The organism is Lentzea sp. NPDC060358, from assembly GCF_042725365.1.
Classification (GTDB): Bacteria; Actinomycetota; Actinomycetes; order Mycobacteriales; family Pseudonocardiaceae; genus Lentzea.
This window is the reverse complement of sequence record NZ_JBHXCW010000227.1, coordinates 1-12,146: the sequence shown is the minus strand read 5'-3', so window position 1 is coordinate 12,146 and position 12,146 is coordinate 1. Positions and strand designations below refer to the sequence as shown.

At 70.3% G+C, this 12,146-nt stretch carries 15 protein-coding genes; 9 read left to right on the top strand and 6 right to left on the bottom strand.

Annotated elements, in window-relative coordinates:
• Nucleotide 1: 1 nt before the first annotated feature.
• The 4 genes from ACFWGZ_RS33230 to ACFWGZ_RS33215 all read right to left on the bottom strand — a co-directional run bounded on the left by ACFWGZ_RS33230 (nt 2) and on the right by ACFWGZ_RS33215 (nt 3,006).
• The gene (locus ACFWGZ_RS33230; RefSeq protein WP_382455546.1) at nt 2-352 is read right to left on the bottom strand and encodes a hypothetical protein; all 351 of its coding nucleotides are present in this window, start codon (nt 350-352) and stop codon (nt 2-4) included.
• 158 nt (nt 353-510) lie between these two features.
• Nucleotides 511-1,455 carry an NlpC/P60 family protein gene (locus ACFWGZ_RS33225; RefSeq protein ID WP_382455545.1) on the bottom strand — a complete coding sequence of 315 codons (945 nt, stop codon included), beginning with the start codon at nt 1,453-1,455 and terminating at the stop codon, nt 511-513.
• 262 nt (nt 1,456-1,717) lie between these two features.
• The gene (locus ACFWGZ_RS33220; protein ID WP_382455544.1) at nt 1,718-2,689 is read right to left on the bottom strand and encodes a C40 family peptidase; all 972 of its coding nucleotides are present in this window, start codon (nt 2,687-2,689) and stop codon (nt 1,718-1,720) included.
• 65 nt (nt 2,690-2,754) lie between these two features.
• The gene (locus ACFWGZ_RS33215; protein ID WP_382455543.1) at nt 2,755-3,006 is read right to left on the bottom strand and encodes a hypothetical protein; all 252 of its coding nucleotides are present in this window, start codon (nt 3,004-3,006) and stop codon (nt 2,755-2,757) included.
• 267 nt (nt 3,007-3,273) lie between these two features.
• Between ACFWGZ_RS33215 and ACFWGZ_RS33210 the strand changes: the two genes are divergently transcribed.
• From ACFWGZ_RS33210 to ACFWGZ_RS33195, 4 genes are read left to right on the top strand one after another with little or no spacing between them, the layout of a single operon-like run.
• On the top strand, nt 3,274-4,272 hold the full coding sequence (locus tag ACFWGZ_RS33210; protein ID WP_382455542.1) for an ABC transporter substrate-binding protein: 999 nt from the start codon (nt 3,274-3,276) through the stop codon (nt 4,270-4,272).
• A 4-nt stretch (nt 4,273-4,276) separates the two neighbouring features.
• Nucleotides 4,277-5,476, top strand: coding sequence for an MFS transporter (locus ACFWGZ_RS33205; RefSeq protein ID WP_382455541.1), 1,200 nt, complete (start codon nt 4,277-4,279; stop codon nt 5,474-5,476).
• A gap of 27 nt (nt 5,477-5,503) precedes the next feature.
• Nucleotides 5,504-6,421 carry a prolyl aminopeptidase gene (gene pip / locus ACFWGZ_RS33200; RefSeq protein ID WP_382455540.1) on the top strand — a complete coding sequence of 306 codons (918 nt, stop codon included), beginning with the start codon at nt 5,504-5,506 and terminating at the stop codon, nt 6,419-6,421.
• Nucleotides 6,418-6,822, top strand: coding sequence for a DUF1992 domain-containing protein (locus ACFWGZ_RS33195; protein ID WP_382455539.1), 405 nt, complete (start codon nt 6,418-6,420; stop codon nt 6,820-6,822). The genes pip and ACFWGZ_RS33195 overlap by 4 nt, the downstream gene beginning before the upstream one ends.
• Before the next feature lie 41 nt (nt 6,823-6,863).
• On the opposite strand, the gene ACFWGZ_RS33190 is transcribed toward ACFWGZ_RS33195, so the two are convergent.
• Both ACFWGZ_RS33190 and ACFWGZ_RS33185 read right to left on the bottom strand, forming a co-directional pair.
• On the bottom strand, nt 6,864-7,379 hold the full coding sequence (locus tag ACFWGZ_RS33190) for a lytic polysaccharide monooxygenase auxiliary activity family 9 protein (protein ID WP_382455538.1): 516 nt from the start codon (nt 7,377-7,379) through the stop codon (nt 6,864-6,866).
• A gap of 713 nt (nt 7,380-8,092) precedes the next feature.
• The gene (locus ACFWGZ_RS33185) at nt 8,093-8,740 is read right to left on the bottom strand and encodes a DedA family protein (RefSeq protein ID WP_382455537.1); all 648 of its coding nucleotides are present in this window, start codon (nt 8,738-8,740) and stop codon (nt 8,093-8,095) included.
• Between the two features lie 23 nt (nt 8,741-8,763).
• Here ACFWGZ_RS33185 and ACFWGZ_RS33180 point away from each other — a divergent pair, with 23 nt between their 5' ends.
• The 5 genes from ACFWGZ_RS33180 (at nt 8,764) to ACFWGZ_RS33160 (ending at nt 12,055) form a co-directional block, all read left to right on the top strand.
• Nucleotides 8,764-9,555 carry a cytochrome c biogenesis CcdA family protein gene (locus ACFWGZ_RS33180; RefSeq protein ID WP_382455536.1) on the top strand — a complete coding sequence of 264 codons (792 nt, stop codon included), beginning with the start codon at nt 8,764-8,766 and terminating at the stop codon, nt 9,553-9,555.
• Nucleotides 9,556-9,563: 8 nt separating this feature from the next.
• Nucleotides 9,564-10,037, top strand: a complete 474-nt coding sequence (locus ACFWGZ_RS33175; RefSeq protein ID WP_382455535.1) for a TlpA family protein disulfide reductase — start codon at nt 9,564-9,566, stop codon at nt 10,035-10,037.
• Between the two features lie 130 nt (nt 10,038-10,167).
• On the top strand, nt 10,168-10,455 hold the full coding sequence (locus tag ACFWGZ_RS33170) for an HPF/RaiA family ribosome-associated protein (protein WP_330852285.1): 288 nt from the start codon (nt 10,168-10,170) through the stop codon (nt 10,453-10,455).
• Nucleotides 10,456-10,556: 101 nt separating this feature from the next.
• Complete coding sequence (locus ACFWGZ_RS33165) at nt 10,557-10,907, top strand: YciI family protein (protein WP_382455534.1); 351 nt, start codon at nt 10,557-10,559, stop codon at nt 10,905-10,907.
• Nucleotides 10,904-12,055, top strand: a complete 1,152-nt coding sequence (locus tag ACFWGZ_RS33160) for an RNA polymerase sigma factor (RefSeq protein WP_382455533.1) — start codon at nt 10,904-10,906, stop codon at nt 12,053-12,055. The genes ACFWGZ_RS33165 and ACFWGZ_RS33160 overlap by 4 nt, the downstream gene beginning before the upstream one ends.
• Nucleotides 12,056-12,146 lie beyond the last annotated feature (91 nt).

Genomic DNA, 12,146 nt, shown 5'->3' with positions numbered 1-12,146 from the left:
GTCAGGACCTGGCCGGGCTGGACGAGGTCCGGGTTCGCGATGCCGTTGGCCGAGGCGATCTCGCCGTAGCGATTGCCGTCGCCGTAGAAGCGCCACCGCGCTGGACCTCGTGCGTGCGCACGGCCGGCGCCTGCTCGGCCGGCGCGGGCTCGGCAGCGGGAGCGGCCGGGGCTTCCCCCGCAGCCGGGACCGGCTGCGGGGTGTCGGTGTTCGTGCCGGAGGTCCACCGCGCGCTGCCGTCGCCCGCGAGCACGACCAGGTTGCCGTCGGACCGCAGCGTCAGCCGGTAGCCGTCGGCGGTGGTGAGCTGCCAGCCGCGGGACAGTTCCGGCCCGGCTCGCAAGGTGTCCACTGAGCGCTCCACTTCGGACTGCGGCACCCGGTGGTGCCCGGAGCGGAACGTGGTGACCGAGATCGGGACATGTCACCGGAGCAGGTGCACCCGATGCGGTGACAGCGAAACGCCCCCTGCCGCGAAGTGGCGGGGGGCGTCGCGCGGAAAGCGGGGGATCAGCCCTCGATGCGGCGGATCACCGAGATCGGGCCGATGGAGTCGATGTCGGCGATCTTCACCGGCACGCCCTCGGTCGACGCGTGCACGGCACGGATGCCGTCCACCGCCATCGCCACGTGGGACTGGCTCGAGTAGTAGACGATGATGTCGCCGGCCTGGACCTGGCTGCGGCTCACCGAACGACCCGCCGCCGCCTGCGCGTAGCTGGTGCGGCCGATGCTCACGCCCGCCTCGCGGTACGCGGCCTGGATCAGCGACGAGCAGTCCCACGAGTTCGGGCCGTTGGACCCGTAGACGTAGGGCTTGCCGCGCTGGGCGAGGGCGAACTGCAGGGCCCTGCCGGCGGTGCCGGCCGGGACCGAGATGTTCGACATGTCGCCGGAGGCTTCCAGCTGCTTCTTCACCGTCTGGCTCAGCGACCGGTACTGGGCCTGCGCCTCGCCGAGCTGCTTGTCGAGATCGGCCTTCTTCTGGTCCATCTCGGCGAGCAGCTTCTTCGACGCCTCGGTGGCGTCGTTCGCCGTCTTCGTCGCGGCGTCCGCCGTGTCGACGGCGTCGGTGAGCTTCTTCAACGCGTCGGCGTTGTCGGCCGCCAGGATGTTGATGGCCGACATGCGGTTGAGGAAGTCCTGCTGCGAGTCGCTCACCAGCAGCGCGGAGATCTGGTTGAAGCGCGCGCCGGAGTAGGTGGCCTCGGTGAGGAGGTCGACCTGACCGCGGAGGGACTCCTCGGCCTTCTGGGCGTTGGCCAGGTCGCCCTTGGCCTTGTCCAGCTCCGCCTGCTTCGCGGCGAGGTCGTCCTTCGCCTTCAGGTGGTCCTGGTTGAGCTTGGAAGCCTGCTCCGACAGCTCGTTGTACTTCTTGAGCGCGTCGGAGGACGAAGGCTGTGCGGTGGCCGGGGTCGTGGGGAGTGCCGCCGCGACGACTGCTGCCGTCGCCACGAACGCTCCACGCACAACACGGCGCGAGGGTTGCGACACCACGTCGCGGGTCCTCCTTTTTCCTGGCAGCCGCCCCGCGAGAACTACTGCGCGTAAGACGACAACCTTGGCGTGTGCCCCGAGTGGGTTAACTGCTGGGCCGAAGGTCTCGGACAGGTTACGGAACGACCTGATGTTCGTCCAGCACCGGTACCCCGGCAGTTGCCCGCCAGCACGCTCTCACAGTCGCCCACATGGGTTTATCGCGGGGTGGAGACGAGCGTCACCCGACGACCCGGCGGATCACCGAGATGGGACCGATGGAGTCGATGTCCGCGATCTTCACCGGCACGCCCTCGGTGGACGCGTGCACGGCACGGGTGCCGTCCACGACCATCGCCACGTGCGACTGCCCCGAGTAGTAGATGACCAGGTCGCCGGGCGCGACCTCGCCGCGGCTCACGGCCCGGCCGACCTTCGCCTGGTCGTAGGTCACGCGGGGGATCGTCACGCCCGCGGACCGGTAGGACGCCTGCATCAGCGACGAGCAGTCCCACGAGTCGGGCCCGTTGGAGCCGAAGACGTAGGGCTTGCCGCGCTGGCTCAGCGCGAAGTTCAGCGCCGCGCCCGCCGCACCCGCCGGCACGGGCACCACCGAGGTGTCGCCGGGGGCCTTCAGGGTCTGCTTCTGCGGCGCCGACAGCGACTGGTACTTGGCCCGCGCCGCCGTCACCTGCTGGTCCATGGCGGCCTTGCGGGTGGACACGTCCGCCGCGAACTTCTCGGCGGCACCCGCGGCGGCGGTGGCGTCGGCCCGCGCCTTCTTCGCGGCGCTCAGCGTGGCGTCGAGCCGGGCGACCGCCTCGTTCTGGTCGGCGGCGATGATGGTCATCGCCTGCATCCGCTCCAGGAAGTCCTGCTGGGACGACGAGGTGAGCAGCGCGGAGATGTTGTTGAACCGCGCGCCCTCGAAGGTCGCCTCGGTCAGCACGTCGACCTGGCCGCGGAACTGCTGCGACTCGGCCAGCGCCTTCTTCTCCGCCTCGGTGGCGGCGCCCGCCACGGCGTTGGCCTGCGCGAGGTCGCCCTGGGCCTTGAGGTGGTCCTGGCTGAGCTTCTCCGCCTGCTGCGTCAGCTCGTTGTAGGTCTTCAGCGCGTCGGCGGCGGGCTGGGCGTGGGCCGAGGGCATCGACACCACCGTCGCGGCGATCACGGCGGCGAAAGCGGTCGTCCTTGCAGCGCGATGGCCGGGCACGCGGCCTCCTCAGGAGTCGGAAATCGGACTTCTGAGGAGGCGTACGGCCGGACGGCCCTCCGGGTTCAGCTGCCGGAGTGGTCGATCACGTTGCCGTTCGAGCAGTTGTTCACGTGGTCGCTGACGTAGTCGCCGAGAACGGGCACGACGGCGACCTCCTGGAGGCACACCGCCGCGGCGACGAAGTTCCAGTTGTTCGCGGCGTTCACCCCGCCGCCGAAGTTCGAGTCGTTGTCCGCGAGCGCGGGGGAGGCGGCGGCGAGCGTGGCGCCCGCGGCCGCGAGGATCGTGGTTGCGATGCGTGATTTGTTGGACACGCGAGGCAACTTAGTGGTCCTCTGTGGACGGTTTCGGCCGCCTCGCCGCACCAGGTCACCGAAGTCACCGGAAGGAATGGTGCTGGGGCTCAGGTGGTGTGGCGAGGGTCCGCACCGGGGATGGCGCATCGCGAGGTCGTCCGAGAGCGCGTCGCCGGTTCCGCGCGGTGATCGGCCGATTCCGGGCAGCGACTCCGACCCCGGTGTGTCCGGCCCGGCCACCTCACTTGATAGGTTAGGCAAGCCTAAACTCAGGAGGTGGACAGAGTGCGCAAGACAGTCGCCGCGGTTCTGCTGCTCGGCTTGGTCGCCGGGTGCGGTGGTAACGCTCCCGCGGACCAGCAGCAGGGAACCGGTCAGTGGTCGTTCAAGGACGACCGCGGCAAGGAGGTCACCGCGCCGGAGCGGCCGAAGCGCGTGGTCGCGCAGGTGTCCGCCGCCGGTGCGCTCAAGGACTTCGGCGTCGACGTCGTCGGCACGTTCGGCCCGCTCAAGCGCGCCGACGGCACGACCGACCCCGAGGCGGGCAGCATCGACCCGAGCAAGGTCACCGACATCACCGGCCCGGGCTACGGCGAGATCGACTTCGAGAAGTTCGCGGCGCTCGACGCCGACCTCGTGGTCGCGGGCTACTACCCGGAGGTCACCGGGCTCTGGCACCTCACCGCCGAGTTCGAGAAGAAGGTGCTCGAGATCGCCCCGACCGTCGGCATCGGACAGTCGAAGATCAAGCTGCCGGAGGGGATCAAGCGGTTCCAGGAGCTCGCGCAGTCCCTCGGCGGCGACACGGGGTCGGCGAAGGTCAAGGCCGACGAGGAGGCGTTCACCAAGGCCGCCGACCGGCTGAAGGCCATCGGCGCCAAGATGACGGCCGCGAACCAGAAGATCCAGGTCGTCGGCGGCGACCCGAAGCTGTTCTACGTCGCGGTGCCCGCGCGCAACCCCGACCTCGACTGGTACGTGAGCGAGCTCGGCCTGCCGCTGCTCACGCCGGAGAAGCCCGACACCGAGGGCGGCGGCTACTTCCAGTCGCTGTCGTGGGAGAACTCCGGCACGTACAAGGAACACGTGATCATGTGGGACACCCGCCAGCACGTGCTGAACCCGGAGAAGATGAAGGAGGGCCACCCGGTCTTCCAGGCGCTGCCCGCCGTGCAGGCGAACCGGTTCGTCGAGTGGAACGCCGTCGCGCCGCTGAGCTACTCCTCCTACGCCGCGATCATGAACAAATTGGCTGACCAGCTGGACCAGGCCTTGGCACAGTAGCCGTGTGCTGACGCTTCTGAAGGAAAACGGCCCGTTGCGCGTGCTCAGCACCGCACGGGCCGTTTCCGTCGTGGGGGACGCCCTCAGCCTCGTGACGCTGATGGTCCACGTGCAGTCGATCCTGGGGAAGGCCGTCGCGGTGGCCGCGCTGCTCCTGGTCGGCGACTTCGCCCCGGCGTTGCTCAGCCCCCTCACCGGTATCGTGAGCGACCGGTTCGACCGCCGCACCGTCATGATCGTCTGCGAGGTCGCGCAGGGCGTGCTGCTGGCGGTCATCGCGTTCACCCTGCCGCCGCTGCCGGTCCTGCTCGTGCTCGTCGGGCTCAGAGCCGTGATCGGGCAGGTCTTCGTCCCCGCCTCGCGGGCGGCCGTGCCGGGCCTCGTCGCGGAGGAGGACCTGGGGCGGGCCAACACCGCGCTGGGGCTGGGATCCAACAGCGCCGACGTGATCGGGCCGTTCCTCGCCGCCGTCCTGCTGACGTTCCTGGACACGCGGGGCGTGCTGCTCGTGGACGCCGTCTCGTTCCTGCTGTCCGCGCTGTTGTTGCTGCGCCTGCCGAAACTCCTCGTGCCGCCGGTGCCGGAGGAGGGCGTCCTCGCCGACGCGAGGGCCGGGCTGGCGGAGATCTGGCGCAACCGCGCGCTGCGGGTCGTCTTCCTGGGCTTCTGCGGGGTCGTGGCGTGCACCGCGATCGACGACGTGGCCGTGCTGCAGCTGACGATGGTGTCGTTCGGGCAGTCGGAGAGCGCCGCCGGGGTCGTGCTCGGCGCGGTCGGGATCGGCCTGCTGCTCGGGTACGCGCTGCTCGCCAGGGGAGCGGCGCGGTGGAGCATGCTGACGCTGCTCGTCACCGGGTTCGTGATCAGCAGCGCGGGCAACATGCTCACCGGTCTGGCGTGGGGCGTCGCGTCGGCGTTCGCGCTGCAGGCCGTGCGGGGACTGGGCATCGCGGCGATGGACGTCGCGCACAGCACGCTGATCCAGCGGCTCGTGCCCGCCGGCCGGACGGGCCGGGTGTTCGGCAACTTCTACGGCGGGATCGGCGTGGCGGCGGCGGTGTCGTACCTCGGCGGCGGCCTGCTGCTCGACGCCGCGGGGCCGGAGCTGACGTTCCTGCTGAGCGGGGGCGCCGGCGTCGCCGTGGCGCTGTGGGCCGCTGTCGCCTCCCGTGCGGGAGGGGCCGACTGGAGACCGGCCTCGTGAGGCGTCCTCGTCGGTAGGCTGGAGGTCGTGGAGCCCTACGAACACGGCATGCTCGACGTCGGCGACGGCAACCAGGTCTACTGGGAGGTCGTCGGCAACCCGGACGGCAAGCCCGCCGTGTTCCTCCACGGCGGCCCCGGCGCCCCGTCGAAGGGTGCGCGCAGGGCGCTCGACGCGGAGAAGTTCCGGCTGGTGATCTTCCACCAGCGCGGCTGCGGCCTCAGCACCCCGCACGCGAGCGACCCGGCCACCGACATGGCCGTCAACACCACCGACCACCTGATCGCCGACGTCGAACGGCTCCGCGAGCACCTGGGCATCGAGAAGTGGCTGGTGTACGGCGGTTCCTGGGGCTCGACGCTCGGCGTCGCCTACGCGCAGCGCCACCCCGGCCGCGTCACGGAGATGATCCTCGCCGCGATCACCCTCTCGTCCCCGCGCGAGCTGGAGTGGCTCTACCAGGGCGTCTCCCGGTTCTTCCCGGAGGCGTGGGCCCGGTTCAGCGCGCACGCCGGCGACGCACCGGACGTCGTGCGCGCGTACGCGGACCTGATGGAGAACCCGGACCGCGCCGTGCGGGAGGCGGCGGCGCTGGAGTGGGTGCGGTGGGAGGACACCGTGCTGTCGCTGGAGGACTTCGGCCGGCCGGACGTGTTCGCCGATCGCGCGTCCGACGAGGTGCTCGCACTCGTGCGGATCATCGCGCACTACTACGCGCACAACGGTTTCGTGGACGACCTGCTGGGAAACGCGGGCAAGCTCGCCGGCATCCCCGCCGCGCTGGTCCACGGCAGGCGGGACCTGAGCTGCCCGGCCGACACCGCCCACTCGCTCGCGCAGGCGTGGCCGGACGCCGAACTGACCCTCGTGGACGACAGCGGCCACAAGGGCAGCCCCGCGTTCGCGGAGGCGATGCGCTCCGCCGCGAGGAGGTTCTCCCCATGACACAACGGAAACCGCCCGGAACGGGCTTCGAGTCGTGGATAGACCGGCAGATCCGCGAAGCCCAGGAACGCGGCGAGTTCGACGACCTCCCGAGCGCCGGCAAGCCGCTCTCCGGCGCGGGCGAGCCGCTGGAGGAGGACTGGTGGATCAAGCGGAAGGTCAGGGAGGAAGAGGGCACGGCAGGGTTGCCCCCTTCCCTGGTGCTGCGCAAGGAGGCCGAGACCGCCAGGGCGCGCGCCCTGGCGGCCAGGACCGACGACGAGGCACGCGCGATCATCGGGCAGATGAACGCGAAGATCCTCGACGCACTGCGGAAACCGTTGTCCGGCCCGCCGTTGAACCTGATGCCGTTCGACGTCGACGCGGTGGTGCGTGAGCGGAAGGGGACCTCACGCGCCTAGCGCGCTCAGTTCGCGGAGCGTGCTCAGTTCGCGGAGCGTGCTCAGCTCGCGTTGACGTCGATGCACGAGTAGAACGCGTTGGTCGTGTCCGCGATGTTCCACACGGCGAGGACCTTCTGCCGCCCCGAGTTCGGGAGGGTCACCTGGTGCTGCACGGTGGCCGGGGGCTGCTGGTTGTTGCCAGTGATCGAGGCGATCTTGCGGCCGTTGACGTAGTAGTCGTAGTTGCTCGTCTTGTGCCGCGCGGTGAACACCCAGTTGAACGTCACCGTGCGACCCGTGCCGCTGACCTTCCAGCCCTTGTTGTCGTTGCTGAGCTCGGAGAACCGGCCCACGTCACCGTGGCAGTTCTGCAGGCCCTTGGGCCCCTCGACCGACTGCGGCTCCCACGTGATGTCACCGCAGGAGACGGTCTTCGCGGCGCACTGCGCCTGACGGCTGGGAGGGGAGGAGATGTACCCGTGCGCGGACGCCGTGCCGCTGGGGAGAGCCACGACGAGCAACGGTGCAGCGAGAACGCCGGCCATGGAGGCCGCAACCCTGCGTCCAATCTTCATCTGACTTCCTTTGCCTTGATGTGCGTGCATTCCGTGACATCGCGGCGGCGATTGAAGGTCTAGACCATACCGCGCGTAATCAGGTCGCCACAAGACGTGGTTGATGGATTGGGGTGCGCCTTCGCTGGGCGCGCTTGGGTGAGGGTCGTGCTGAGTTGGTGTGGTGCTCGCTGGGTCTGGTTACGTGCGTGCGCTGCTGCCGGACTCGAGTTGTCATCGCGTCCGAGTTGAGTTGCCGTCGCGTCCGAGCCGCCGCCAGTCGGTCCGAGCCGCCGCCGTCGCTCCGAAGCCGGCGCGGCTGCGCGTGTGCCAACGATGTGCCCGTGGGTTGCTATCGCTGCGAGCCGTCGCCCCTCGCTGCGAGCCGCCGCCAGTCGGTCCGAGCCGCCGCCGTCGCTCCGAAGCTGGCGCGGCTGCGTGTGTGCCAACGATGTGCCCGTGGGTTGCTATCGCCCTGAGCCGCCGCCCCTCGCCGCGAGCCACCGCCCTTCGGTGCGGGCAGCTGCCGCTTGCCCCGAGTCGCCACCCCTCAGCGCGAGTCGCCCCCCTTGGCCCGAGCCGCCACTTCTCGCCCCGAGCCGCCGCCGCTCGATGCGGACTGCCACCCCTCGCCCCGAGTTGCCACCCCTCGGCCCGGGCCGCCACCCCGCGCCCCAAGTCGCCACCCCTCGCCCCGAGCCGCTGCCACTCACCCCGAGCCCCCAGGGCAGCGGCTACGCCGCCGGCACCTCTTCGTCCGGCGTCCCCTCGAGCTTCTCCGCGGCCCGCGCCAGTCGCCGCTTCACCACGAACACCCCGGCGACCCCGGCCACCACGGCCAGCGCGAGCCCCGCGTACGAGAAGCCCTTCAGCCACTTCTCGGCCACCACGCCGAGGTAGTACACGGCCGCCGCCGTGCCGCCCGCCCACGCGACGCCGCCCAGGGCGTTGGCGACGAGGAACTTGCCGTAGTTCATGTGCAGCGACCCGGCCAGCGGTCCGGCCAGAATGCGCAGCAAAGCGACGAAGCGGCCGAAGAAGACCGCCCAGGCCCCGCGTTTCTGGAACACGCGGCGGGCGTGCTCGATCTGCGTTTCGCCGAAGTGCTTGGGGAATTTGCGGCCCATCCACGCGAACAGGCGCGGGCCGCCGCGGCGGCCGATCAGATAGCCGAAGTTGTCGCCGATGATGGCGCCGGCGCTGGCCCACACGCCGATCCACAGCGGGCTCAGCTCGTCGTGCTGCGAGGCCATCAGCGAGGCCGTGACCAGCACGATCTCGCCCGGTAGGGGGATGCCCAGTGATTCGAAGCCGATCACCACGCCGACGATCGCGTACACGAGCAGGGGTGGGATGGCTTCGAGCCACTGTTCGACCGGCACGTCGCAACTCTAGCCTCGACGTCGTGAACGAGCTCGCACTCGCCGTCGTCGCGGGAATGGTCGCCACGGTCAACCCGTGCGGATTCGCGATGCTGCCCGCGTATTTGGCGCTGGTGGCCAAGGGGGACCTCGGCAGAGCCTTTATGTCCGGTTTGGTGATGACGGCCGGATTCGTCACGTTCTTTGGGTTGTTCGGCCTTCTCGTCACACCGGTGGCCGCGACGCTCAAGAGCTACCTGCCCGTCGTGACGGTGGTGGTCGGGCTCGTGATGGTCGTCGTCGGCGTGCTGCTGGTGCTCGGCAAGGACCTCTACCTGCGGCTGCCGAAGCTCCAGGCGGCGCCCACGAGCCTGTGGTCGATGTACGGGTACGGGGTGGCGTTCGCGGTCGCCTCTCTCTCGTGCGCCATCGGGCCGTTTCTGGCCGTGGTCGGCACGTCGTTGCAGACCGGCGGTGTCGCGTTCCTCGCCTATGCGCTCGGCATGGGGCTGGTGGTCACGGTGCTCGCCGTCGCCGGGTCGGTGCTGGCGCCGCGGATCAAGAAAGCGTTGCCCTACGTGGGGCGCATCGGCGGTGTGGTGCTGGTCGTCGTCGGTGCGTACGTCACGTACTACGGCATCTACGAGCTGAGGTTGTTCCTCGCCGACGGCAGCGCGGTCGACCCCGTGGTGCGGGCGGCCACCCGGTTCCAGAGCGCGTTGGTGCAGATTCTGTCGGAGATCGGGCCGTGGCCGTTCGTCGTCGCGTTGGTCGTCGCGGGCGGGTGGTGGCTGAACCGGAGGAGGCGCAAGGCCGTAGGCCAGGACAGGAGGTGAGGAGCCGAATGCGCGTCCTCGGACTGCTGTTGGGGATCCTGCTGCTCGCCGGGTGTGCCGAGAAGGCGCCGACCCCGGAGAAGTTCCGGTTCACGGCCAAGACGCTCGACGGGGCCGAGTTCCGCGGCGAGAAGCTCGTCGGGCAGCCCGTCGTGCTGTGGTTCTGGGCACCGTGGTGCCCGTCCTGCAACGCCGAGGCGCCGATGATCGCGAAGGTCGCCCAGCGCCACGACAAGGTCCAGTTCGTCGGCGTCGCCGCGCGGGACCAGCTCGACGCGATGAAGAAGTTCGTCGCCGACCACGGCATGAACGGCTTTCCCAGCCTTGCCGACCTCGACGGGTCGGTGTGGCAGCGCTTCGGCGTGACCGCCCAGCCGACCTTCGCGTTCGTGCGGCCGGACGGCTCGGTGGAGCTGCTCGCCGGGTCGCCGACCGAGGAGGACCTCGACGCGAAGGTGTCTTCTTTGACGTCACAGGTTTGATCTTCCCGAACGCCGGGAAGAAGGACCCTGTGCCGTCGGGACCAACGCCTGGTTCGGCACTGCGATCGGAAACGTAGTGTGGAACGGGCCGCGCGGCGCTGTCGCGTGGCCTTGAGGAGGCTAGGTGTCGATGGACTACATCCAGGTCTCGCTCGCGGAAGCGATTCCCGAGCAGGCTCGGGACTACGCGTCGGAGCGCATCGCCTCACTGGACCGCTACGCCCCCGGCAGAGTCGACTTCGCCTGGGTCAACCTGACGGCCGACAAGACCGTGATCCACGCGCACGCCCGGTTCGACCTGAAGTGGGTCGAGGTGCAGGCGTACGCGGAGGCCGGGACCGTCACCGAGGTCGTCGACCTGCTCTGCGAACGCATGCGGCGCCAGCTCGTCTCGATGCAGCTGACCCCCGCGGGCTGACCCCCGCGTCCCCGCCACCCGGATCCCGCCACGGGATCCGGGTCGTCGTGCTTGTCGAAACCGGCACGCGCCGTTCGTGCAGTGGGCGAAGGGAGACCACCATGACGCAGAAGTACCTGCTCAGCATCTACCAGCCCGACGGCGAGGTCCCTCCGCCCGAGGTCCTCGACCCGATCATGGCGAACCTGAACGCCCTCAACGAGGAGATGCAGGCCCGGGGCGCTTGGGTGTTCGCCGTCGGCCTGCACCCGCCGTCGACCGCGACCGTGCTGACGGCGGACGCGGGCGGGGTGCTGATGACCGACGGGCCGTTCACCGAGGGCAAGGAGCACATCGGCGGCTTCACGGTCATCCAGGCGGAGGACCTCGACGAGGCGCTGGACTGGGGACGCCGGCTCGCGGACGTGCTGAGCCCGTTGCCGGTCGAGGTCAGGCCGATCGCGTTCGGATGATCGACGAGGTCTTCCGCGCGGAGTACGGCCGCGCGGTCTCCGTGCTGACCCGCTTCCTCGGCGACCTCGACCTCGCCGAGGAGGCGGTGCAGGACGCCTTCGCCACGGCCGCCGAGCGGTGGCCCGTCCAGGGCGTGCCCCCCTCACCGGCCGGCTGGCTCATCACGACCGCCCGCAACCGCGCGATCGACCGGCTGCGCCGCGAGACGAAGGGGCGCGAGAAGCAGGCCCAGGCCGCCCTGCTGCACCACGAACCGGAGGAGGAGGTGGGCGACGTGCCCGACGACCGGCTGCGGCTGATCTTCACCTGCTGCCACCCGTCGCTCGCGCCGCAGGCCAGGGTCGCGCTGACGCTGAAGCTGCTCGGCGGCCTCACGACGGCGGAGATCGCCAGGGCGTTCCTGGTGCCGGAGACCACGATGGCGCAGCGGATCGTGCGCGCGAAGGGCAAGATCCGCGCCGCCCGCGTGCCGTACCGGGTGCCGCGCGACGCCGACCTGCCCGACCGGCTCGCGGCGGTGCTCGCCGTCGTCTACCTGATCTTCAACGCGGGCTACCTCGACAAGCGGGAGCTCGGCGACGAGGCGATCCGGCTCGGCCGCGTGCTCGCCGGGCTCATGCCGGACGAACCCGAGGTGCTCGGCCTGCTCGCGCTGATGCTGCTCGTCGACTCGCGCCGCGACGCCCGCCTGCGCGACGGCGAGATCGTCCTGCTCGCCGACCAGGACCGGGGGCGGTGGGACGCGGCGCGGGTGGCGGAGGGCCAGGACCTCGTGCGCCGCTGCCTGCGCCGCAACCAGCCGGGCCCCTACCAGCTCCAGGCCGCGATCAACGCCGTGCACAGCGACCCGCCGACCGACTGGCACCAGGTCGTGGCGCTCTACGACCAGCTGCTGGCGCTGACGCCGAGCCCGGTCGTCGCACTGCACCGGGCCGTCGCGGTGGCCGAGACCGAGGGGCCGCGCCGGGCGCTCGAACTCGTCGACGCGCTCGACCTCGACCGCTACCACCTGTTCCACGCCGTGCGCGCGGACCTGCTGCAACGGCTGGGGGAGGACCCGCGGGCAGCGCTGGAGGCCGCCCTCGACCGGGCGGAGCACCCGGCCGAACGCGACCTGCTGCGCAGACGGCTGGCGGGCGGCGGCTAAGAACTCCTAACATAATGATCTTGGAATACTGTTGATCATCTGGCTGTTGACCTTGGCGTGAGGAAGGGTGATCAGCTTCCGTGGATCGTGT